Origin of the sequence: Streptomyces sp. IMTB 2501, from assembly GCF_001953885.1 — a bacterium.
In the GTDB taxonomy this organism is placed as follows: domain Bacteria; phylum Actinomycetota; class Actinomycetes; order Streptomycetales; family Streptomycetaceae; genus Streptomyces.
Genome location: NZ_MQUS01000061.1, coordinates 1 through 23,061 on the forward strand (window position 1 = coordinate 1; position 23,061 = coordinate 23,061).

Genomic DNA, 23,061 nt, shown 5'->3' on the forward strand with positions numbered 1-23,061 from the left:
ACCCGAAACCCACCAGCCCCGTCGGCCAGACTCAAAGCCCGCCAACCCCGTCGGCCAAGCCCGAAACCCGCCAATCCCGTCAGTCGAGCCCGAAACCCGGCCACCCCGCCAGCCGCACCCGACACCCGCCAACCCGGACAGCCGAACCCGAAACCCACCAGCCCCGTCGGCCAGACTCAAAGCCCGCCAGCCCCGTCGGCCGCGCTCAAAGCCCACCCCCCCCCCCCGTCAGCCGCACCCGAAACCCGCCAGCCCCGTCAGCCGGGCCCGGAACCCGCCAACCCCGTCGGCCGCACTCGAAACCCGCCGCCCCGTCAGCCGCGCCCGACACCCGCCAACCCGGTCGGCCAAGCCCGAACCCCGGCAGCCCCGCGAGAGCCTTCAGCCCCGCGTGCCCCATCGGTCACGCGAGGCCCGTCGATTCCGCGGCGCGTCAGTCCCGTGCCAGCCCGAAGCGTGCCCGCAAGCCCGTCGTTCGCTCGTCCGTCGCGACCGCCGCCGCGCCGGCCGTGACCGTCTCGTAGACGGACAGGATGTCCGCGCCGACCGTCGACCAGTCGAACCGCCGCACATGAGTGCTGCCGCGTTCGCGCAGCTCGGCGCGGCGCGTCGGGTCCGCCAGCAGTCGTACGGCCGCCTCGGCGAGCGCGTTCGCGTCCTCGTTGGCGAAGACCTCGCCGGCCTCGCCCTGGTCGAGGACCTGGACGAAGGCGTCCAGGTCGGAGGCGAGCACGGGGGCGCCCGCCGACATGGCCTCCACCAGGATGATGCCGAAACTCTCGCCGCCGGTGTTGGGCGCGACGTACAGGTCGACGCTGCGGAGCAGGCGCGCCTTGTCCTCGTCGCTGATCATGCCGAGGAACTCCACGCGCGAGCGCAGCTCCTTCGGCAGGTCCTCGACGGCGGCCTCCTCGTCGCCGCGGCCGGCGACCAGCAGCCGGGTCTGCGGGCGGGCGGCCAGGATGCCCGGCAGCGCCTTCATCAGGACCGGCAGGCCCTTACGGGGCTCGTCGATCCGGCCTATGAAACCGATCGTGTCACCCTGCCACTCCGACTTGGCCTCGGCCTTGGCGAAGAAGTCCACGTCGACGCCGTTGGGGATGACCACCGCGTCCCCGCCGAGGTGCTCCACCAGCGTCCGGCGGGCGTATTCGCTGACCGCGATCCGCGCGCTGATCTTCTCCAGGGCGGCCTGGAGGATGGAGTACGCGGCGATCATCGCGCGCGAGCGCGGGTTGGAGGTGTGGAAGGTGGCCACGATCGGGCCGGAGGCCGCCCAGCAGGTCAGCAGGCCCAGCGAGGGCGAGGTCGGCTCGTGGATGTGGACCACGTCGAAGGCGCCCTCGTGCAGCCAGCGCCGCACCCGCGCGGCCGACAGGAAACCGAAGTTCAGCCGGGCCACCGAGCCGTTGTACGGCACCGGGACCGCGCGTCCGGCCGAGACGACGTACGGCGGCAGCGGGGTGTCGTCGTCGGCCGGGGCGAGCACGGAGACCTCGTGGCCGAGGCGCAGGAAGTACTCGGCGAGGTCGCGGATGTGGAACTGGACACCACCCGGCACGTCCCACGAGTACGGGCAGACGATCCCGATTCTCACGAGGGTCCCTTCGCGGGGTCGAGGTCGGCGAGCCACAGCCGCTGGAGCATGTGCCAGTCCTCCGGGTGGTCGGCGATCCCGGTGGCGAAGGCGTCGGCCAGCGCCTGTGCCATGACAGACGTCTTCTCGGCCCGCGTACCTGACTCCGGTACCTCGATCGGGGGATGCACCTGGCCCTTCATGACGGGCGAGTCGTCGTACCAGAGCGTGACCGGCAGCAGCAGCGCGCCGGTCTGCTGGGCGAGCAGGGCCGGGCCCGCGGGGATCCGGGTCTTCTCGCCGAAGAAGTCGACCTCGACGCCGGAGGCGGACAGGTCACGGTCGGCGACCAGGCAGACGAGGCCGCCGTCGCGCAGCCGCCGGGCCAGGGTGCCGAAGGCGGAGCCGCCGCTGTGCGGCAGGACCTCCATGCCGAGGCCCTCGCGGTAGGCGACGAAGCGGTCGTAGAGCGTCTCGGGCTTCAGGCGCTCGGCGACGGTCGTGAAGGGCGTCTCCAGCTTGGTGGTGACCCAGGCGCCGGCCAGGTCGTAGTTGGCCATGTGCGGCAGGGCGAGGATCAGGCCCTGGCCGGAGGCGAGGCCGTCCGTGAGGTAGTGGATGTCCTTCGGGTCGAAGCCGGTCTTCACCCGCTCACGGCTCCAGGCCGGGAGCCGGAAGGACTCCATCCAGTAGCGCAGGTACGAGCGCATGCCCGCGCGGGACAGCTCGGCGAGGTGCTCGGGCGTCGCGTCCGGCACCACGCGCGCGTAGTTCGACTCCAGGCGCTGCACACCCTTGCCGCGCTGTTTCCAGGCGGCGTCGGCGATGGTGCGGCCGAGACGGACCGCGACGGGTTCGGGGAGCTTCTTGACGGTGCTCCAGCCGAGGCCGTACAGCGCGTCGCTGAGCCGTTCGACGGCGCTCACTTCGCCGCCTCGGCGTTCTGCTGGGCCGCCTCCGCCTCGGCGGACTCGCGGCGGACCGTGACGACGCGCTGGATCAGCGTGACGAGGCTGCCCGCCGCGACGATCCACAGGGCGATCGGCAGCAGCCACTGGATACCCGGCACACCGAACTTGTGCAGGCCGGCGAGACCGGCCGCGACCAGCGAGATCACCAGCCGCTCGGCCCGTTCGACGAGCCCGTTGACGGCGACCGGCAGCCCGATCGACTCACCGCGCGCCTTGGTGTACGACACCACCTGGCCGCTGGCCAGACAGAAGATCGAGACGGCGCACAGGACGTTGTCGTTGCCGTTGCCCGCGTACCAGAGCGCGAAGCCGCCGAAGACCGCGCCGTCGGCGACCCGGTCGAGGGTGGAGTCCAGGAAGGCGCCCCAGCGGCTGGAGCGGCCGAGCTGGCGGGCCATGTTGCCGTCGACCAGGTCGGAGAAGACGAACAGCGTGATCACGACCGTGCCCCAGAAGAACTCGCCCCGGGGGTAGAAGACCAGCGCGCCCGCGACCACACCGGCCGTGCCGATGAGCGTGACCGTGTCGGGGCTCACCCCCCGCCGGATGAGAAACGCGGCGAACGGTGTGAGGACACGCGTGAAGAATGCACGCGCGTACTTGTTCAGCATGGCCTTCCCGAAGGTCGTGTCGCCGCGGCCCCTGGTGGCCTCCGGCTGGCCCATCGTAGCCACGCGCGCGCGTGGCTGACGGGCGGGCACCCACAGCCCGTGGCGCGAACCGGTGCGCACCACCGTGCGCCCGGCGCGCGAGGCGCGCCCGGCGTCCTTGGCTGTCCTTCGTATGGACGCAGCGTGACGGGAGTGGAAAGCTCGAATAACCGCGGGCGTCGCCGGAGCCGCCACACCACGCGGGTCCCGCGTGTCCGCGCCCACAGTGACCTCACCGTGCACGGGAGGCAGGATCATGGGCGACAAGGCACAGACACACCACCCCGGGGCCGCCGGCAGGGCTCTCGAGGCCGACCAGCCCGCGTCCGTACGGAACGTGGTGCTGGTCGGCCACTCCGGTTCGGGCAAGACGACCTTGGTGGAGGCCCTCGCGCTGAGTGCGGGGGCGGTGAACCGGGCGGGCCGCGTGGAGGACGGCGGCACCGTCTCGGACTACGACGAGATCGAGCACCGGCAGCAGCGCTCCGTACAGCTGTCCCTGGTGCCGGTCGAATGGGACGGCATCAAGATCAACCTCCTCGACACCCCCGGGTACGCCGACTTCGTCGGGGAGCTGAGGGCCGGTCTGCGCGCCGCGGACGCGGCCCTCTTCGTCGTCTCGGCCTCGGACGGTGTGGACGGCTCGACCCAGATGGTCTGGGAGGAGTGCGCGGCCGTCGGCATGCCGCGCGCGATCGTGATCACGCACCTGGAGGCCGCGCGCGCGGACTTCGAGGAGATGACCCGGGTCTGCGCGGAGGCCTTCGGCGGTGACGACCCTGACGCCGTGCTGCCGCTGTACCTGCCGCTGCGCGGCCCCGAGGGCCCCGACGGGCACGCGCCCGTGACCGGTCTGGTCGGGCTGCTGTCGCAGAAGCTGTTCGACTACTCGACCGGGGAGCGCAAGGAGTCCGAGCCCGGCGCGGACCAGCTGCCGGACATGGAGGAGGCCCGCAACCGGCTGATCGAGGGGATCATCGCCGAGAGCGAGGATGAGACCCTGATGGACCGCTATCTCGGCGGCGAGCAGGTCGACGTCAAGACACTGATCGAGGATCTGGAGCGGGCGGTCGCCCGGGGCTCCTTCTTCCCCGTCCTGGCCGCCGCCCCCGCGGCCGAGGGCGCCAAACAGGGGCTGGGCACGGTCGAGCTGCTGGAACTGGTCACCGGCGGTTTCCCGACCCCGTTCGAGCACCCGCTGCCGGACGTCACCACCATCGACGGCAAGCCGCGGCAGCTGAAGCCGTGCGACACCGGCGGGCCGCTGGTCGCCGAGGTCGTCAAGACCTCCTCCGACCCCTACGTCGGGCGGGTCTCGCTGGTCCGCGTCTTCTCCGGCACCGTGCGTCCCGACCAGACGGTGCACGTCTCGGGGCACGGACTGGCCGACCGCGGACACGAGGACCACGACGTCGACGAGAAGATCGGCGCCCTGTCCATGCCCTTCGGCAAGCAGCAGCGCCCGGTGACGCACGCCGTCGCCGGCGATCTGGTGTGCGTGGCCAAGCTCGGCCGCGCCGAGACCGGGGACACGCTGTCCGCGAAGGACGACCCGCTGCTGATGGAGCCCTGGCGGATGCCCGACCCGCTGCTGCCGCTCGCCATCCACGCCCACAGCAAGGCCGACGAGGACAAACTCTCGCAAGGCCTGTCCCGGCTGGTGGCCGAGGACCCGACGATGCGTCTGGAGCAGAACCAGGACACCCACCAGGTGGTCCTGTGGTGTCTGGGCGAGGCCCACGCGGACGTCGCCCTGGAACGGCTGCGCAGCCGCTACGGCGTCCAGGTCGACGTCGTCCCGCACAAGGTCTCCCTCCGGGAGACGTTCGCGAACAAGGCCACCGGGCGCGGGCGGCATGTGAAGCAGTCCGGCGGGCACGGCCAGTACGCCATCTGCGAGATCGAGGTGGAGCCGCTGCCGGGCGGCTCGGGCATCGAGTTCGTGGACAAGGTGGTCGGCGGTGCCGTACCGCGGCAGTTCATCCCGTCCGTGGAGAAGGGCGTACGGGCCCAGGCCGCCAAGGGGGTCGCGGCGGGCTATGCGCTGGTGGACGTGCGGATCACGCTGCTGGACGGCAAGGCGCACTCGGTGGACTCCTCCGACGCCGCCTTCCAGACCGCGGGCGCGCTCGCGCTGCGCGAGGCTGCGGCGGACGCCAGGATCCATCTGCTGGAGCCGGTGGCCGAGGTGTCCGTGCTGGTCGGCGACGACTATGTGGGCGCGGTGATGAGCGACCTGTCCGGAAGGCGCGGCCGGGTGCTCGGCACCGAGCAGGTGGGTTCGGGGCGGACCCTGATCCGGGCCGAGGTGCCCGAGTTCGAGATCGGCCGGTACGCGGTCGATCTGCGCTCGCTGTCCCACGGCACGGCCCGTTTCGACCGCGTCTACGCCCGGCACGAGCCGATGCCGCCGCTGATCGCCGAGCGGATCCGCGAACAGGCGGGCGAGAACGGATAGTTCACCGGCCCTCGGCCGGGTGTGCGGGCGGGCGGCTTCGGCCGTCCGCCCGCGGGTTGTCGGTGGCGGCGGATACGCTGATCACCTGATCGCGTGGTGCCGCAGTCGTCCGGTGCTGACGGGTAATCGACGCGACGGCCTGTTCAACAGGTGTGCGGAGCGTGGAAGTCGGGAAGGCCGCAGACGACGCCGGCGGCCGAGGGGGCGGAATGTCGTTGGGAACGGAGTGGGACGGGCCCCAGGTGCCCGTCTCGGGCGGCGAGGGTCAGGCGGCGACCTCCGCGCTGGCCTCTGCGGCGTACCGGGACAGCTCGATCGAGGAGATCAAGAAGGCCGACAACGAATGGCATCAGTCGACGGTCAAGGCCGGCCGGATCGCGCTGCTGCGGCCCAATCTGGGTGAGGCGTTCTCGCGGGCCGTGGTCGCGCGGATGCTCGCTCCCGGCCGCAAGCCGCTCATCCAGTCCTTCGGTTCGGAGCCGCAGGTCGTCGTCGAGCACTGTCTCGCGGCCAACAACATCCGCCGGGAGCGCGACAACCGTCTGACGGCCGTGACGCTCCTGTGCGGGGTGCTCTTCCTGCCGGGGCTGATCGCCTGGCTGCTCGTCTTCCAGCTGCGCACGTTCATCGCCCGGCGCGAGGACAAGCGGGCCGGGGCGCTCGCCACCGCCCTGCTCCTCGCCGTGGGCGTGGTCGCGGTGCTGTTCCTGATCAAGATGCCGTTCAACGGCTTCTGGGCGTGGTACGCCCGGGCGGCCGTCGCCCTGCCGGTGCTCGGCTGGTTCTGGGCGAAGCAGATCTGCGAGCGCACGGCCAAGGATCTGCGGGCCCGCTGGGACGGCCTGCTGTCGGGCACCAGCGTCGGCGCCAAGGTCCCCGAGGCGGTGCCGCGCGGTCCGAACGAGACCGCGGCCGAGGAGCTGCGCCAGTCACTGGCCCGGCTCAGCGCCGAGCAGCAGTCGAACTCGGTCTTCTACGCCGGCCCCAAGGGCATACTCGGCATGGGCACCCGCTGGGGCTCCTGGCAGCTCGCCGAGGACCTGGTGCCCGCCGACCCGACCCGGGAGATCCACCCCTTCCGCAGCTGGGACGTCGTCCGCGTGATCCATGACCAGCTCGCCCGGCTGGAGCGTGGCCCGCTGAACACCGGCGGCTTCCCCAAGCCGTCCGTCAAGCACTGGATCGTCACGCCGATCGGCGAGGGAGCGGGCGCGGTGTCCCGGCCCGAGGGCACCGACGTCGAGGCCTTCCAGGTCAAGCCGCACGCGATACAGGACATCTGCAACAAGCAGCAGTTCGGCAGTGGCGACCGGCACTATCTGGGCGTGCAGTGGACGCTGTGGGACGGGCAGCTGATCCTCACCATGCTGATCACGGTGACGGTGCTGCACGAGACGCTGCGGATCGAGGTGACGGGGCATGCGCTGGGACCGGTGAACTCCCTGTTCACCTCCAAGCCGGAGGCGCCGGCCAAGGAGGTCTCCAAGTCCCTCAAGCCCTGGGAGACCCGCACGGTCAAGCTGCCGCTCGTCGACACCGACGAGGTGGTGCGTCTCGCCACGCGTGCCCCGCTGACCTGGTATCCGCCGCTGCTCAACTGGCTCGGCGGCTCGCTCGCCCTGCCCGAGCCGTTCGGTCTGCGGCACGCCTGGGCCGACCAGCCGTGGCGGCACCGCTTCATGGCCGACGACGCGCTGCGCGCTGCCACGCCGGTGCTGCGCGTGGTCCACTCGGCGGCGATCAGGGTGCTGGCCGAGAACGGCGTGGACACGGAGAAGTTCGGGACGCGTTCGGGCATCCTCAGTGGGCTGGTCCAGGATCCGACGCCGAGGAAGGCCGACCTGTACGACGCGTAGGCCTCCGGCGGTTCGGCCGGTGCGAGTGCGTGGTGGGGGTGCGGCCTCTGGGGGCCGCACCCCCAGACAAGCCCTTTATGCCGGCCAGGCCTCCGCCAGCATCTTCCTCGTGTCCGCCAGCAGCTGCGGCAGCACCCTCGTGTGGCCCACCACCGGCATGAAGTTCGTGTCGCCGCCCCAGCGCGGGACGATGTGCTGGTGCAGATGGGCGGCGATACCGGCGCCCGCGACCGTGCCCTGGTTCATGCCGATGTTGAAGCCGTGCGCGCCGGACGCGGTGCGCAGGGCCGTCATCGCCTGCTTGGTCAACTCCGCCAGCTCGGCGGTCTCCGGCCCGGTCAGCTCGGTGTAGTCCGCGACGTGCCGGTAGGGCACGGTCATCAGATGGCCGCCGTTGTAGGGGTAGAGGTTGAGGACGGCGTACACATGGTCACCGCGCCGGACGACCAGTCCGTCCTCGTCGGACTTGGCCGGGATCGAGCAGAAGGGGCAGCCGTCGTCGGCCCCCGGACCGGTCGGCTTGTTCTCGCCCTGGATGTAGGCCATCCGGTGGGGCGTCCACAGGCGCTGGAACGCGTCCTGCGTCCCCACTCCGATCTGCTGCTCCGGCTCAGTCGTCATGCTACGCAGCATATGGCTTCGCCGGTTCCCGGCGTGTCGCCGGGGCGGCCGGAAGTCCGGCACCGGCCAGGCCCGGGCGACGGGCGACGACAGCTGTACGCGGCGCCGGGAGAGCCGGACCGACCTCTCGTCGCTGCTGATCCGGCGCTTCTCGCCAGCGGGAGAGACGCGGGAGACGAGGGAGGGCCCCGGAGAAGTGATCTCCGGGGCCCTCGTGCTCAGGTGGCCCAAGCGGTTCAGACCTGGACCCGCTCCGCCACGACCTGCGCGATCTTCGCGATGGCCTCGTCGAACGGAATGCCGTTCTCCTGGGAGCCGTCGCGGTAGCGGAAGGACACCGAGTTGTTGGACATGTCCTCGTCGCCCGCGATGACCATGAAGGGCACCTTCTGCTTCTGGGCGTTGCGGATCTTCTTCTGCATACGGTCCGAGGAGGAGTCCACCTCGACGCGCAGGCCCTTCTTGCGGGCCGCCGCCGCGAACTTCTCCAGGTACTCGACGTGGGCGTCGCCGATCGGGATGCCGAGGGCCTGGACCGGGGCCAGCCACGCCGGGAAGGCGCCCGCGTAGTGCTCCAGGAGCACCGCGAAGAAGCGCTCGATCGAGCCGAAGAGAGCACGGTGGATCATGACCGGGCGCTGCTTGGAACCGTCCGGGCCCGTGTACTCCAGGTTGAAGCGCTCCGGCAGGTTGAAGTCGAGCTGGATGGTCGACATCTGCCAGGTTCGGCCGATCGCGTCCTTGGCCTGGACGGAGATCTTCGGGCCGTAGAAGGCGGCGCCGCCCGGGTCGGGGACGAGCGGCAGGCCCTGCTTCTCGGCGACCTGGCGCAGCGTCTCGGTCGCCTCCTCCCAGACCTCGTCGGAGCCGACGAACTTCTCCGGGTCCTTGGTGGACAGCTCCAGATAGAAGTCGGTCAGGCCGTAGTCCCGCAGCAGGCCGAGGACGAAGGTGAGCGTCTTGTCCAGTTCCTCGGACATCTGCTCACGGGTGCAGTAGATGTGCGCGTCGTCCTGCGTGAAGCCACGGGCGCGGGTCAGGCCGTGCACGACGCCCGACTTCTCGTACCGGTACACGGTCCCGAACTCGAAGAGGCGCAGCGGCAGTTCACGGTAGGAGCGGCCGCGCGCGTCGAAGATCAGGTTGTGCATCGGGCAGTTCATGGGCTTGAGGTAGTAGTCCACGCCCTCGTCGAGCTGCATGGGCGGGTACATGCCCTCGGCGTACCAGTCCAGGTGCCCGGACGTCTCGAAGAGCTTCCCCTTCGTCGCGTGCGGGGTGTAGACGAACTCGTAGCCCTCTTCCTCGTGGCGGCGGCGCGAGTAGTCCTCCATGACGCGGCGGACGATGCCGCCCCTGGGGTGGAAGACGGCGAGGCCGGAACCGATCTGCTCCGGGATGGAGAAGAGGTCCAGCTCGGTGCCGAGCTTGCGGTGGTCGCGCTTCTCGGCCTCGGCGAGGAAGTCCAGGTATGCCTTCAGCTCGTCCTTGGACGGCCAGGCGGTGCCGTAGATGCGCTGGAGCATCGGGTTCTTCTCGCTGCCGCGCCAGTAGGCGGCCGCGTTGCGCATCAGCTTGAACGCCGGGATGAGCCGGGTCGAGGGCAGGTGCGGACCGCGGCAGAGGTCCTTCCAGCACAGCTCGCCGGTCTTGGCGTCCAGGTTGTCGTAGATCGTCAGCTCGCCGGCGCCGACCTCGACGTCCGCGCCGTCGTCGCTGGACGCGGAGCCCTTGATGCCGATCAGCTCCAGCTTGTACGGCTCGTCCGCCAGCTCCTCGCGGGCCGCCTCGTCGGTGACGACACGGCGCGAGAAGCGCTGGCCGCGCTTCTGGATCTCCTGCATCTTCTTCTCGATGGCCTTGAGATCCTCGGGCGTGAACGGCTTCTCGACGTCGAAGTCGTAGTAGAAACCGTCCTTGACGGGCGGGCCGATGCCCAGCTTGGCCTCGGGGAAGATCTCCTGCACGGCCTGGGCCATGACGTGCGCGGTGGAGTGGCGCAGGATGCCCAGGCCGTCCTCGGAGGAGATCTCGACGCCCTCGACGGTCTCGCCGTCCTGGAGCGCGTAGGTGAGGTCCTTGAGTTCGCCGCCCACGCGCGCGGCGATGATCGAGCGCTCGCCGGCGAAGAGATCGGCGGCCGTAGTGCCCGTCGTCACCACGCGTTCTTCCCGCTCGGAATCGCGCTGGATGATCACACGGACGTCTGACACCGGTCTCTCCTGACTGCAGGTGGGGTGCGGCGCCGTACCAGGAGCGCGCGCACAGGCGATCGTACCGACCCGACGGCACCGACCGCGAAACGGTCACCGACAGTCCCCGGACCGGTACGCCCGCTGTCCCGTCCCCCGGTCCTCGCCCCGGGCGCCCTCAGTCCTCGTCCCGGTACGACTCCCCGCACGCCTCCTCGAAGAAGTCCAGGTTCTCCTGGAGGGCCTTCATCAGCCGGTCCCGTTCGGCCTCGTCGACCTGCACGGGTACGACCCCGGAGGCGCCGGTGAGCCGGCGGAAGCCGCCCCGGCGCTCCAGCCGGCCGTGCACACGCACCGGAAGTCCGACGAGATGGGCATGGCCGGCGATGCGGTAGTCCTCCTCGTCCAGGGTGACGCGGACGTGCGACACCTCGGCACCGGCGAGGACCCGCAGGCGTACGGTGCCCTCTCCGCCGGGCCCGGAGCGGCGCATCCGGACGACGGCGCCGGTGATACGGACCGGCACGGAGGGTTCCTCGCGCAGATAGCGGGCGGCGGCCTCGCGCAGCACGGGCAGGTCGCCGGGTGAGAACTCGACGGGTTCGGCGGAGGGGGCGCAGCCCTCGGGGACGCCTTCGCCGGGTGCCCAGGCGACGGCGATCCGGGCGCCCTCGGTGCCCCTCACCAGCGTGGCCAGTGCCTCGGCAAGTTCGCGGCTGACGCCGGCCTCGACCGCGCCGTCGAAGGCGTCCATACCGCCGGTGGCCCGCTGGTAGTCGATGGCCTCGCGGGTGGCGTACAGGGCCTGGTGGAGGCGGACGGCGAGCGGGCGGCCGGTGGGTACGGGTGCGAAGGCGGTGAGGTGGCGGCCCTCGGCGGCGGGGCCGACGAGGACGTCCTCCAGGAGGGCGGCGGCCGCGCGGCGGTGCCGGGCGCCGTAGTACCCGGCACGCGCGCGTGTGGCGAGCGCGGCTGCCAGCAACATCTGCCGGGCGGCGCCGCGCAGTTGCTCGTCCGCCGTCCAGGGCGCGGCGCCGGCCGGTCCGCTCGGGGTGTCGCGCCACCAGCGGATCTCGTCGCTCGGTACGGCGAGGGAGATCAGCACCTCGCGGGCGGCAGGTGTCTCGCTGCGGGCGAGGGCGTCGAGGGCCTCGCCGAGGAGGTCGTCACTGTCGGGGAAGGCCCGGCTCTCCGGCACCAGCAGGCTGGTCCCGCCGCCGCCCGGTCCCGGCGGGGTCCAGCGGCCGTAGCGTCCCGGGGCGCCGCCGCGCCGCTGCCAGCCGTGCCGGTGCAGCAGGGCGCCGAGCACGGTGGGGTCGACCTGGGCGGGGTCGGGGGGCCGGTGCCAGGCGAGATCGTCGGGATGCGGACGGACCTGGCGTGGCAGCTCCTCGTACGGACGGCTCCTCATGGCCTGCCTCCCGTCCCGACCCGCGTCATGATCTCGCAGAGCGCCCGGTCGTCGAAGATGCGCGAGGTCGGTATCCGCACGGTGGTCCGGTGCCGGCCGGTGATGGCGTGACCGGCGAGGTTGACCCAGTAGCAGCAGTGCCTGAGGTCGAGCCGGTCGTGGCTGGCGCGCAGCCAGTCGTCCTGCGAGCGCGGGACGAGCATGACGACCAGGATCTTGTGCACCGAGACCGGGGTGCGGGCGAGCTTGCGCAGATGGTCGTTGTCGAGGGTGAAGGAGAAAGTGCGCCCCGGTGGATTGGGCGCGACCTGGTACGTGGCCTTCAGCTGCACCTTGATGGTGACCTCGTCGTCGACGGTGTGTCCGGGCGCGCTGTGGCTGACGTGCCAGTCGATGCCGTTGTCCGGGAAGGGCTGGGACAGCGAGCATCCCGCTGCGGCGGCGACCGCGTGCAGATAGCCGACCTGCAGTGTCTCCATGCACGCCGTGGTGGCGAGCGTGCCGCGGACGGTACCCGGGCGATCGGGCAGCAGCCCGCCCCGCTCGGGCTGCGCTATGGCCATGACCAACAGCCTTCCAAGCAATGAGTGTCCCCGCTGCGGGCCGCTGAACTGCAAAGACCCGTACTCCTGTTGTCTCCTCCCGGCGTACGGCGCAAACGGCCCGGGTATCACCAAACGGGCAGAAGACGGAACGTCATCTGCTGTGGGTGAACGAGGAGTTGGATTCAGATGACGACCTGGTACGAGGGGCCACTGGCCGCTTTCGACACGGAGACGACGGGCGTGGACGTCGAGACCGACCGAATCGTGTCGGCCGCCGTCGTCGTCCAGGACGCCCCGGGCACCCGGCCCCGGGTCTGCCGCTGGCTGGTGAATCCGGGTGTTCCGGTGCCGGAGGCTGCGACGGCGGTGCACGGACTGACGGAGGAGCACCTGCAGCGCAACGGCCGCTGGCCTGCGCCGGTGGTGTACGAGATAGCCGAGCAGTTGGCGGAGCACGCGGCGATGGGCCGCCCGCTGGTGGTGATGAACGCGCCGTTCGATCTGACGCTGCTGGACCGGGAGTTGCGCCGGCACCGGGCGTCGTCGCTGGACCGTTGGTTCGAGTCGGTGGCGCTCAGGGTGCTGGACCCGCGGGTCCTGGACAAGCACCTGGACCGGTACCGCAAGGGCCGCCGCACGCTGACCGACCTGTGCGAGCACTACGGTGTGGCGCTGCAGGACGCGCATGACGCGGCGGCGGACGCGATGGCCGCCCTGGACGTCGTACGGGCGCTGGGCCGCCGTTTCGCGACCCGGCTGGAGCGCCTGACCCCCGCCGAGTTGCACACGCTCCAGGCCAACTGGCACGCGGCGCAGGCCCGCGGGCTGCAGGCCTGGTTCGCGCGCAGCGGCTCGGAGGAGATCGTCAGCACGGACTGGCCGCTGCGGCCGGAGCTGCCGGCGGCGGCCTGACCATGCGAAAAGCCGGTCCGCTGCTGCGGACCGGCCTTCTCCGGGTGGGCGATACTGGGTTCGAACCAGTGACCTCTTCGGTGTGAACGAAGCGCTCTCCCACTGAGCTAATCGCCCGGGAACGCACTGAACAATACAGGTCGAGGCGGCGATCCTTCAAACCGCTTCGAGGTGGCGGAGCAGTCCACGGCGTCCGGCGGCCATCATCATCCGGTGGTTGAGGCGGAACACGGGCCGTCCCGGTACGGCGAGCCACCTGAGCAGGGGCTTGCGGACCTCCACGTCCTGGTCGTAGCGGGCGAGGGTGCCGGAGCCCTCGGCCGTCACCGTCCAGCGGGCCCAGCCCTCGATGTCGCCGGACACGGCGATCTCCAGGATCCCGGCGTCCGGGTCGCGGCGTGTCTCACGCGCGGTGAAGGTCATGGCGTACGGCACCACGGACCGGACGGTGAGGACACCGGTGCCGGAGTCCAGCCTGGTCACCGCCCGCACCTGTGGCCACCAGCGGGGATAGTCCTCGGGCCGCTCCAGCACGGCGTACACGGCCGCGGGCGGGGCGGGCAGGGACCACAGGCTGAGGAAGCGGTAGTGGTTCCAGTCCATGGAGGGAGTCTGCCCGGCCGGGCCCGGGACATCTGAGTACGCGTACTCATGCGCCCCGGCGTGGCGCGGGACACACTCGGGAGGCGAGCGCCGCCGCCCGTGCGACGGCGCTCCCCCAGCCCCGCTAGCCGGGCATCCGGTCGCCGAGCAGGGCCAGATTCTCGATCGCCGCGAGGCCGTAGAGCGCGGTGTCGTTGCTGGACACCCAGCTCGCCTCGGCGCCCTCGACCAGGGTGACCGGTCCGGTCAGCCTCGTGGTCTGCCAGGGCGAGGACTCGGTGTAGCCGTCGGAGCCGTAGAACTTGGTCCAGGCACGCTGGGCGAGGGTCGCGTCACCGGTCTGTACGGCGGCGTAGGCGTCGAGGCGCGAGTGGCCCTGGAAGAGCAGCAGGGTGCCGAAGTCGGAACCGTAGCGGGCCTTCTGTTCGGCCTTGGTGGCGTTGAAGTAGCGGCAGTAGTCCAGATACGCCGACTTGAACGCGGGCATGTCGACCAGGTGGATCAGCTCGGCGCACAGCTCGTTGAGTCCGAAGACGGCTGAGAGGTGGGAGACGGACACCACCGGTTGGCCGGCGACGGCGAACCTGCCCGTGTCGAGGTCGTACAGCCCGCTGCCCTGGACGAAGCCGTTGGGCTGGGCGGCGATGCCCTCCATGGTGGACAGCACACGCGCCCTGGCCTTCTCCCACTTGGGCCCCCTGCGTTCCCACTCCGCGAGCCAGGCCGAGACCAGGCCGCTCCAGTCCGTGCCGAAGCCGATCGACAGGGCGTGCCGGTCGGGGGTGTAGGGGGCGGTGCGGACCTTGCGCTGGGGGTCGAGGACGAGGAAGGTCTCGTCGGAGTCGACGTTGGCGTGCATCAGGTCGCCGACGCGTTCGTCGGCCGTGAGGAAGTAGTAGAAGCGCCGGTACGTGGTGTTGGCGATGCGCTGCTGTTTGGCGCTGTCGCCGAAGTGCTGCACGCCGTGCCGGGTGCCGAGGCCCGCCCAGGTGCCGAGGTGGTAGACGTCGACCTCGCCGGTGTGCCGGGTGAGCGCCTCGGCGAAGCGGAACAGGTCGGAGCGGCCGCTGCGCAGGTACGCGTACCAGAGCCACAGGTCGGGCGAGAGCTCGGAGTTGTCCCAGGCGTAGCCGCCGATGTCGTACCGCCACTGGTGGCGCACGGTGTCGTAGGTGTGCATGAAGTCTCCGTAGTCCCAGAAACCGTACCAACGGCGTTGCTCCACCTGGTCCTTGTAGTAGGTGAAGAGGAAGTCGAGGTGGTCCTCGATCTTCGCCTTGGCGGCGGTGGAGCGGTCCGGCTCGGAGTACAGGCCGGGGCCGAAGACCTTGGCCCGGATGAGCTGCTTGGGTGGGGCGGCGAGCTGGGGCAACACCCGTACGGCGGCGATCTGTTGGGCCAGGGTGGCGGCCGCCGGGGTGGAGCCGTTGGCCCAGAAGAGGAGTTCGGAGGTCCGGGCGATGCCGTAGGGGGTGCCGAACTCGGGTTCGTAGTCCTCGTAGGTGATGTTGAGGCCTTCGAGCTGCTTGGCGTAGGTGTCCTGGCCCATGCCGTCGTGGTAGAAGCGCAGGTCCATCGGCTGGGCCTCGGGCGACCAGAGCCAGAGGGTGACGGTGGCCTCGTCGGTGTGGGCGTCGCGGATGTCGAGCTGGGCGGGGAACTTCTCCCAGAAGTCGCGGAGGCCGAAGGAGAGTCCGCCGCTCGCGCCGCCGACGTACCCGAAGCCGGAGGCCCGCTTGCCGCCGCCGGCGCCGATCCAGCCGTACCCCTTCCTGGTGCGCTTGCGGACGGTGAAGCCGTCGGCGGAGAGCTGGGAGAGGGTGTAGTCGCCCCAGTGCGGGATGTACTGCAGGCGGGTGGTGACGCGCTGGTCCCAGGTGGAGGGATCGGGCAGCTTCTGGCCCTCGTACTGCGCCGACTGCACGGCCGCACCCGGGTCGCGGCGCAGCCCGGTGATGCCCTGGACGGCCTCGCGCAGGAGTCCGGTGCCCTCGCCGCCGATGCGGATGTGCCGGTCGTACGGCGCGTCGCGCATCGGCACGGTGAAGCGGACACCGAGCCCGCGGACGAAGTCACCGCTCGCCCTGCCGGGCTCCTGCTTTCCGTCGTAGGTGATGGTGTGCACCATGCGGAAGGACTCGGCGCCGGCGTAGAAGTACAGGCGGATCGAGAACGGCAGCCGGCCACGGTCGCCCTTGCGGTGCTTGCCGTCGATACGGACGACCGCGCGGACCGGGCCGTCCTGTTCGACGGTCACCTCGTCGATCGCGCCGTCGAACCTCTCGGTCTTCAGGGTGCCCTGGTCCTCGTCCTCGATCTCGGGCTGACGGATGAGGACGAGCTTTGCGTCCTTGGCGATCTCGGTCGAGCCGCGAGTGACGGACTTGATCAGCGTGGTGCCGCTCTTGCCGATCTTCGCGGCGATGACCCCGGTGGAGACGTCGATGGTGCCGCCGCTCCTGTCGACGGTGACCTTCCGCGCGGGCTCGGCGGGCGTGCCCGCGGTGAGCACGAGCTTGCCGGTGCCCGAACTCACCGCGTGGGCAGTCCACTTGAGGGAGCCGTCGGGCCAGTGGGCGAGCGGCCAGGTCTGTACGGGGACGTCCTTGCCGCCCTCGTCCGTGAGCGCGAGGACCTGGCCCTCCTGGTAGGCGCCCATGGGCCAGGGCACACCGGCCGTGGAGCCGGGCGCGGCGGCGAGGCCGCCGTCCTCCAGCCAGTCCAGGGTGACGGGGTCGGCGCCTCCGTCCGCGGCTCTCGGCGCGGCCTCGGCGTCCTTGGCCCCCAGGGCCCAGCTGAACTGCGCGGCGGCTCCGGCGACGGCGGCCGCCTTGAGCAGGGACCTGCGGGGAATGGGAGACATGGCCTTCCTTCCAAGCGTGACTGGTCAGGGGCATGACATAGAGCGCGCGGCGCCCGGGGCACCGGTCTTGATGCGGGTCAGCGGCGCCGGTACCGCTCCTCCACGGCGACGGCCGCCGCCGTGACGGCCCCGAGGACGGGAACGGCCAGCGGGGCGATGAGCATGGCGGAACAGCAGGTCAGAACTGCTCCGCCGACCAGCAGGAAGGATCCGGCCGGGTCGCGTACGGTGCGGCGCCCGGCCTCGGCGAGCAGCACCCGCCAGCGCTCCCGCGGTGTCCAGACGGCCGCCGCGCGCAGTCCGGCCACGGCGAGCCCGATCAGCGCGAACAGGCCTGCAGCCCCCACGAGCGGCCCGCCGGGCAGCCCGGCGCGTACGGCCCGCACGTCCACCCAGGCCACGGCCACGAGGATCCAGCCTGCGCCCCCGACCACCCAGCCTCCGCGCAGGGCGGCCCGGAAGTCGACGGCGAACTCCCGCCAGCCGCCCGCTCGGTGGCCGGTACGACGGCGCAGATGCCGGGCACCGGCGGCGAAGGCGGCCGGACAGGTGAGGACTCCGAGGCAGGCCACCGCGATCCATACGCCGGTGAGCAGGCACTCGGCGAAGACGGCGAACCTTCCCCAATCCCTCGGCTCCGCTCGGGCCGGGGAGGCCCCCATGACGGACACGGACTCCCGGCGCGGCTTCACCCGTGCGTCGGCCATGGCTCAGCCCTTCAGTCCGGAGGTCGCCATCCCGTCGATCAGATACCGCTGGAAGGCGAGGAAGAACAGCAGCACGGGCAGCAGCGCGACCAGGGACATGGCGATCATCCCGCCGTAGTTGGCGGCCACGGCGTCGGAGTCGCGGAACATCATCTGGCCGAGGGAGACCGTGTACTTGCCGGGCTCGTTGAGGTAGATCAGCGGGCCCAGGAAGTCGTTCCAGGCGTTGATGAAGGTGAAGATCGCACTGGTGATGAGCGCGGGCCGGCACAGCGGCAGCACGATCGACCAGTAGATGCGGACGTGCCCGCAGCCGTCGAGCCGGGCGGCCTCGTCCAGTTCCCTCGGCAGGCTCCGCATGAACTGCACCATGAGGAAGACGAAGAACGCCTCGGTGGCGAGGTACTTGCCGATCAGCAGCGGGGCGTAGGTGTTGACCCAGCCGAGCTTCTGGGACATCACGTACTGCGGGATCAGCAGCACGTGGTACGGCAGCAGCAGCGTGCCGATCATCAGCGAGAAGAGCACGTTGCGCCCGGCGAACCGGATGCGGGCGAAGGCGTACGCGGTCAGCGAGCAGGAGACGAGCACGCCGACGACGGCGCCCGCGGCGTAGAAGACGGAGTTCTGGAAGAACGTCCAGATCCGGACATCCGCGATGCCGTCGGCGAGGCCCTTGAAGTTGGACAGGATCGGGTGGGACGGGAACAGCGTGAGGCTGTTGATGATGTCCTTGCCGGGCTTGAACGAGGCACCGATCACCCAGATCACCGGGTAGAGGATGACCGCCAGGATCAGCAGGGCGCCGAGGTGCCAGACGAGGGAACCCGTGCGTCGGCGGTGCAGCAGGGGCTGCTTGGTCGTGGTGGCACTCATCGGGCGTCCTCCTCGTAGTGCACCCACTTCTTCTGGGACCAGAAGAGGACGGCCGTCACCAGAGCCACGGCGAGCAGCAGCATCCAGGCCATGGCGGAGGCGAAGCCCATCTGGGCGTTCTTGAAGCCCTGCCCGCGGTCAGCAGCAGGAAGCCCGCGATCCACGGGGACATGAACACATAGCCGGCGAGGTTCTCGCGCCGGCGGCCGGGCCGTCCCTCGCCGGCTGGGGTGGCCGAACGCGCCTTGCGGGCGCCGGGCAGGGAGTCCTTGACGAGCGTCACGGCAGCTCCCGTCAGGCCTGGAAGGCGGCCTCGGACTCGGTGAAGAACTGCTTCACCGCGTCCACGACCTTCGTCCTGCCCTGGCCGAGGTCGCCGCCGATGCGCAGGAAGGCGGCCTCGATGGTGTCGGCACCGGAGGGGTGCGGGGTGATCGTGCCGAGGACGCCCGCCTTGGCGGTGTCCTCCTCGTACTGCGCGATCTCCTTGTTCACCGCGTCCGACGGCTGGTACGCCGCGTACTGCTCGCTGCTCGCAAGGATGCCCCGGTCGTAGCCCATGATCCTGCCGGCCTCGGGGTCGTGGGCCATGAAGTCGATGAACTGCGCGACCTCCTTGGGGTGGGAGGTGCGGGACGAGGCGCTGAGCATCAGGGAGGCGAGGTACTGGCCGGTGTGCTTGCCGTCCGTGGTGGGGATCGGCGCGAGGCCGTAGGTGCTGTTGCCTTCGGAGGAGTAGCGGACGGTGAAGTTGTCCCAGGTGAACTCCGAGGCGCCGTGTCCGGCGGAGAGGGGGGACTTGGGGTCGTCCTGGGCGACGATCTTCGGGTCGGTGACGATGCCCGCCTTGACGCGGTTGTAGCCGTCCGTCCACCACTCCGTCAGGTCGGGCTGGTCGAAGCCGAGTCCGTCCTTGGTGAAGAACGCCTTGCCGTTCTGGCGGAGGTAGAGGTCGTACAGGTACATGATCCTGAAGTAGCCGGTGTCCCCGGGGACCTTCGTCCGGTCGTGGACGGTCTTCAGGGCCTTGAAGTAGTCGTCCCAGGTCCATCCGGGGTGCGGCGCGACGCCGGCCCGCTGGAACACCTTCCTGTCGATGACGAGCGCCATGGTGTTGGAGCCGACGGGAATTCCGAGCTGCTTTCCGTCCACCTCTCCGACCTTGGCCACTCCGTCCCGGAAGTGATCGAGAGTCAGATTACCTGCCTGAACCTGCGACTTGAGGTCGAGGAGAATTCCGCGCTTGTCGTACTTCCGAAGAAACGTGACGGCATTTTGGAAAACATCCGGGGGATTTCCGCCGGCGGCCTGGGTCTGGAACTTCTCCCAGAACGATTGATACGTCTGGAAGTCGGTCTTTATCTTGATCTTCGGGTACTTCTTCTCGAAGAGCGCGATGGTCTGGTTGATCTTCTTGGCCCGTTCCTCGGCACCCCACCACGAGTAACGGATCGTCACCGCCGCGCCCCCGGAACCGCTTTCGCCGCCGCACCCGGTCGTCGCGGCGAGCCCGAGCGCGGCCGCCGAGGCCCCGGCCGCCTTCAGGATCGTACGCCTCTCAAGATTCCCGCTGGTTCCCATGGTCGGGCCCTCCCCGCAGCGTCGTCGCCGCCCTCACGGACGCCTCGCGAACGTGTCGTGGACGTCGTGAATCGTTTCAAGTAAGCGCTTGCTGGCACAAGTTACGGAGGCGGCCGGGGCGCGTCAATGATTCGGACAGGACTTTCCTGCGGGCTACGGGGGCCACAGGGACGGCGTGTCCGCCGTCTTCGCACTGTCTTCCCAGGTGAGCGGGACGCGACCGACGGGCCGAACGAAGGAGTGGGAAGGACCGGCCGGGGAGGGGGGCGGGGGAAGGCGGGTCGGGGAAGGTGGGTCGGGGAAGGTGGGTCGGGAAAGGGCGGCCAGGAGGGACCGGTTAGGGAGGGGCCGAGGGGAGTCGACCGGGAGAGCCAGCCGGGGAGGGCGGCCGGGCAGGTCAGCCGGGCAGGTCAGCTGGGCAGGTCAGCTGGGCAGGGCGGCGAGCCAGTCGATCAGGATCCGGTTCGTCTCCGCCGGGCGCTCCTGCTGGACGAAGTGGCCGCAGCCGTCGAGGATGTGCGAGCCGTGGAGGCCGGGCAGGGTCTCCGGGTACGCCGTGACCGCGTCGGCCCGGGAGGGCCAGCCAGGGAAGGCGGCCGGGCAGGTCAGCCGGGCAGGTCAGCCGGGCAGGTCAGCTGGGCAGGGCGGCGAGCCAGTCGATCAGGATCCGGTTCGTCTCCGCCGGACGCTCCTGCTGGACGAAGTGGCCGCAGCCGTCGAGGATGTGCGAGCCGTGGAGGCCGGGCAGGGTCTCCGGGTACGCCGTGACCGCGTCGGCCAGCCAGGCGAGCGAGGCGTCCAGGCCGCCGCCGATGAACAGCGAGGGCTGCCTGATCGGGGCGCCCGCGTAGTCCGCCAGGTCCGCCCAGTCCCGGTCCATGTTCCGGTATCGGTTGAGCGCCCCGGCCACACCGGTCCGCTCGAACTCCCCGGCCAGGAAGTCGAGATCGCCCTCGCCCAGCCAGGCCGGGAGCGGGCCGACGGGGAAGCGTTCCCGCAGGGTGCCGCCGCGGCCGACGAAGTGCGGGTCGGGGGCGCCGGGCGCGGGCATGGTGCCGGCGGACAGGGCCGCGTAGAAGCCCCCGAGCCAGCCGCGCACATCGGGCTCGATCTCCGCCTCGGCCCGGCCGGCCTGCTGGAAGTACGAGACGTAGAACTCCTCGTCCCCGCCCATGCGCGCGAAGACCTCGCTGGGCCGCGGGCCACCGGGCGGGCTGTACGGCACGCCCAGCAGGCCCACTGCCCGGAACACGTCGGGCCTGGTGAGGGCGGAGGTGGCGGCGATCGTGGCGCCCCAGTCGTGCCCGACGACCACCGCGGACCGCTCCCCCAGCGCCTCCACCACGGCGACGTTGTCCGCGACCAGGTCGAACATCCGGTAGGCGTCCACGGCCGCCGGCTTGGAGGAACGGCCGTAGCCCCGGACGTCCACCGCCACGGCGCGATAGCCGGCGGCGGCCAGGGCGGGCAACTGGTGCCGCCAGGAGTACCAGGACTCCGGGAACCCGTGCACCAGCAGCACGAGGGGGCCGCGGCCCTGCTCCACGAGGTGCGTTCGGCCGGCTGGGGAGGGCGAGAGGTGGTGGGTGGCGGGGGTGAGGGTGGGGGCGTGAGCGGGGGTTGGGGCGGGGGTGTGAGCAGGGGGTGAGGCGGGGTTCTCGGGCATGAGGGCTCCTGGGACTGGGTGTGGGAAGCGGCCTGCGGGGGATGTGCTGGTGTCCGGGGGTGGGCTGGTGTCCGGGGGTGAGCTGGTGTCCGGGGGTGAGCTGGTGCAGGTGGGCGAGCCGGAGCGGCGGCTGGGTGGGCTGGTGGGGGGCCGGGAGGGGCGTTGGGGGCGCGAGTGGAGGGGGCGGGCTGCTGGGCCTGGGGTGCGTGTAGGGCGGGTGGCCGTCGGCTCCGGGAACGGGGTGCGGCTGTCTGCCGGTTCAAGAGGCGGGTGCGGCTACGACTGACTGCCCGGTCCATGGGGCGTTTGGGGGGCAGCGGGCGGCCGGACCAGGTGGGCTTGTGAGGTCGGTGACTATCTCGGTCAAAGAGGCGGATACGGGGGCCACCGGCTGCCGGACCGAGAGGCTTGCGGAGGGCGGCTAGCTCGGGCCAGGAGGCGTCTACGGGGGCGCGGCAGGCTGTCAGTGCGGGGTCATGCCGGGGGCGCGGCACGCTGTCAGTGCGGGGTCATGCCGGGGGCGCGGCAGGCTGTCGGTGCGGGGTCAATGCCGGGGGCGGCTGGCTGTCGGTCCAAGGGCGCGAGCGGGGCGGGCAGCAAACTGCTGGGCCGAGAGGCTCGTGCCTGGTCGGCCGGCTGTTGGTGCGGTTACCGGGTGGAGTGCTGGTGCGGTTCGGGCCTGTGCCGACGATGGTGCGATGAGCGGCCCAGCGGGCACGAGGGATGTTGCCGGTTCGGCAAAAGGCGGGTCGTTTCTTCGGCCCCGCGGAAGGAGCTGGCAAGCCGTGGGCGCTCCTGCGGGCAGCGCCCTGACATGGCACGCAGATTGCCGTGTCAGGGGTGCCGGATTCGGCAACCAGGACTTCGCCCTGCCTGAACCACCGGCCTCGCCGGCGGTCCGGCCTGCCGCTCCCCTGCCACGCTCACCGTCACGCGGACCTGCGACGTCACCCCTCCTGGTCACCGTCATGCAGAGCCGCAGCGGTCACCCGTCCTGCTCACCGCCGCACGGAACCACAGCGGTCACCCGTCCCGCTCACCAACGCGCGGAACCACAGCGGTCACCCGTCCCGCTCACCGCCACGCAGAACCGCACGCAGTCACCCGTCCCGCTCACCGCCACGCGGAACCACAGCGGTCACCCGTCCCGCTCACCGCCACGCAGAACCGCACGCAGTCACCCGTCTCACTCACCGTCCGAGGGCCCCCGACAGTCACCCGTCTGGCGCATCGTCGCCCCGCCCCGTCGCCCGCTCCGACGCACTGTCCCCTGGTGCTCGCCGAGGTCGGCTCGGCTGGGCTCGTGGAACCGGCTCGGGTGTGGATATGCCGACGGCCCACCTGCTGTTTCGCAGGTGGGCCGTCGGTCCGGGTGGGCGATACTGGGTTCGAACCAGTGACCTCTTCGGTGTGAACGAAGCGCTCTCCCACTGAGCTAATCGCCCGGGCGCAGGAAGAAGATTACCCCATGTCAGGCGGTGCTTCCGACCAGAGGCCGGGGGAGCGGACGGCCGAGCGACGGAGCCGGATCACTGAGCTTCTTCAGCGGTGACTCTCCAGGGTGAGGACGGCC

At 70.9% G+C, this 23,061-nt stretch carries 16 protein-coding genes, 2 tRNA genes and 1 pseudogene; 3 read left to right on the top strand and 16 right to left on the bottom strand.

Annotated elements, in window-relative coordinates; translation table 11 throughout:
* Positions 1 to 433: 433 nt before the first annotated feature.
* The 3 genes from AV521_RS45135 to pgsA are packed head-to-tail and all read right to left on the bottom strand — an operon-like array spanning position 434 to position 3,212.
* Positions 434 to 1,597 carry a glycosyltransferase family 4 protein gene (locus AV521_RS45135; RefSeq protein WP_076097781.1) on the bottom strand — a complete coding sequence of 388 codons (1,164 nt, stop codon included), beginning with the start codon at positions 1,595 to 1,597 and terminating at the stop codon, positions 434 to 436.
* The gene (locus AV521_RS45140; RefSeq protein ID WP_076097782.1) at positions 1,594 to 2,502 is read right to left on the bottom strand and encodes a phosphatidylinositol mannoside acyltransferase; all 909 of its coding nucleotides are present in this window, start codon (positions 2,500 to 2,502) and stop codon (positions 1,594 to 1,596) included. The genes AV521_RS45135 and AV521_RS45140 overlap by 4 nt, the downstream gene beginning before the upstream one ends.
* A complete protein-coding gene (gene pgsA / locus AV521_RS45145) occupies positions 2,499 to 3,212 on the bottom strand; it encodes a phosphatidylinositol phosphate synthase (RefSeq protein WP_076097796.1) in 714 nt (237 codons plus the stop codon). Before pgsA ends, AV521_RS45140 begins: the two co-directional genes overlap by 4 nt.
* A 241-nt stretch (positions 3,213 to 3,453) precedes the next feature.
* On the opposite strand from pgsA, the gene AV521_RS45150 reads away from it, so the two are divergent.
* Positions 3,454 to 5,655, top strand: a complete 2,202-nt coding sequence (locus AV521_RS45150; RefSeq protein WP_076097783.1) for an elongation factor G-like protein EF-G2 — start codon at positions 3,454 to 3,456, stop codon at positions 5,653 to 5,655.
* Between the two features lie 209 nt (positions 5,656 to 5,864).
* Positions 5,865 to 7,511 (top strand): DUF412 family protein, encoded by a 1,647-nt coding sequence (locus tag AV521_RS45155; protein WP_076097784.1) that lies wholly within the window; start codon positions 5,865 to 5,867, stop codon positions 7,509 to 7,511.
* A 75-nt stretch (positions 7,512 to 7,586) separates the two neighbouring features.
* Here the strand turns inward: AV521_RS45155 and AV521_RS45160 are convergent, their stop codons facing one another.
* From AV521_RS45160 to AV521_RS45175, 4 genes are all read right to left on the bottom strand, one after another.
* The gene (locus AV521_RS45160) at positions 7,587 to 8,144 is read right to left on the bottom strand and encodes an HIT domain-containing protein (RefSeq protein ID WP_076097785.1); all 558 of its coding nucleotides are present in this window, start codon (positions 8,142 to 8,144) and stop codon (positions 7,587 to 7,589) included.
* A 224-nt stretch (positions 8,145 to 8,368) separates the two neighbouring features.
* Positions 8,369 to 10,345, bottom strand: coding sequence for a threonine--tRNA ligase (gene thrS / locus AV521_RS45165; protein WP_076097786.1), 1,977 nt, complete (start codon positions 10,343 to 10,345; stop codon positions 8,369 to 8,371).
* Positions 10,346 to 10,502: 157 nt separating this feature from the next.
* On the bottom strand, positions 10,503 to 11,735 hold the full coding sequence (locus AV521_RS45170) for a hypothetical protein (RefSeq protein ID WP_076097787.1): 1,233 nt from the start codon (positions 11,733 to 11,735) through the stop codon (positions 10,503 to 10,505).
* A complete protein-coding gene (locus AV521_RS45175) occupies positions 11,732 to 12,298 on the bottom strand; it encodes a DUF4365 domain-containing protein (RefSeq protein WP_076097788.1) in 567 nt (188 codons plus the stop codon). The genes AV521_RS45170 and AV521_RS45175 overlap by 4 nt, the downstream gene beginning before the upstream one ends.
* 168 nt (positions 12,299 to 12,466) lie before the next feature.
* Here AV521_RS45175 and AV521_RS45180 point away from each other — a divergent pair, with 168 nt between their 5' ends.
* Entirely contained in the window at positions 12,467 to 13,192 is a 726-nt protein-coding gene (locus tag AV521_RS45180) for a 3'-5' exonuclease (protein ID WP_076097789.1), read from the top strand.
* Between the two features lie 45 nt (positions 13,193 to 13,237).
* On the opposite strand, the gene AV521_RS45185 is transcribed toward AV521_RS45180, so the two are convergent.
* The 9 genes and pseudogenes from AV521_RS45185 to AV521_RS45220 form a co-directional block, all read right to left on the bottom strand.
* Positions 13,238 to 13,309: transfer RNA gene (locus AV521_RS45185), tRNA-Val, on the bottom strand.
* 39 nt (positions 13,310 to 13,348) lie between these two features.
* Positions 13,349 to 13,795 carry an SRPBCC family protein gene (locus AV521_RS45190; protein ID WP_076097790.1) on the bottom strand — a complete coding sequence of 149 codons (447 nt, stop codon included), beginning with the start codon at positions 13,793 to 13,795 and terminating at the stop codon, positions 13,349 to 13,351.
* Between the two features lie 124 nt (positions 13,796 to 13,919).
* Positions 13,920 to 16,658 carry a Tat pathway signal sequence domain protein gene (locus AV521_RS45195; protein ID WP_076097791.1) on the bottom strand — a complete coding sequence of 913 codons (2,739 nt, stop codon included), beginning with the start codon at positions 16,656 to 16,658 and terminating at the stop codon, positions 13,920 to 13,922.
* Between the two features lie 77 nt (positions 16,659 to 16,735).
* Positions 16,736 to 17,365 carry a hypothetical protein gene (locus tag AV521_RS45200; protein ID WP_076097792.1) on the bottom strand — a complete coding sequence of 210 codons (630 nt, stop codon included), beginning with the start codon at positions 17,363 to 17,365 and terminating at the stop codon, positions 16,736 to 16,738.
* Positions 17,366 to 17,368: 3 nt separating this feature from the next.
* On the bottom strand, positions 17,369 to 18,241 hold the full coding sequence (locus AV521_RS45205) for a carbohydrate ABC transporter permease (protein ID WP_076097793.1): 873 nt from the start codon (positions 18,239 to 18,241) through the stop codon (positions 17,369 to 17,371).
* A pseudogene (locus AV521_RS48445) lies at positions 18,238 to 18,372 on the bottom strand (ABC transporter permease); the annotation flags it as partial. The pseudogene AV521_RS48445 and the gene AV521_RS45205, both read right to left, overlap by 4 nt.
* Before the next feature lie 163 nt (positions 18,373 to 18,535).
* Positions 18,536 to 19,822 carry an ABC transporter substrate-binding protein gene (locus AV521_RS45210; protein ID WP_076097794.1) on the bottom strand — a complete coding sequence of 429 codons (1,287 nt, stop codon included), beginning with the start codon at positions 19,820 to 19,822 and terminating at the stop codon, positions 18,536 to 18,538.
* Positions 19,823 to 20,453: 631 nt separating this feature from the next.
* Positions 20,454 to 21,488 (bottom strand): alpha/beta hydrolase, encoded by a 1,035-nt coding sequence (locus tag AV521_RS45215; RefSeq protein WP_076097795.1) that lies wholly within the window; start codon positions 21,486 to 21,488, stop codon positions 20,454 to 20,456.
* Positions 21,489 to 22,861: 1,373 nt separating this feature from the next.
* Positions 22,862 to 22,933 (bottom strand) — tRNA-Val (locus tag AV521_RS45220).
* Positions 22,934 to 23,061 lie beyond the last annotated feature (128 nt).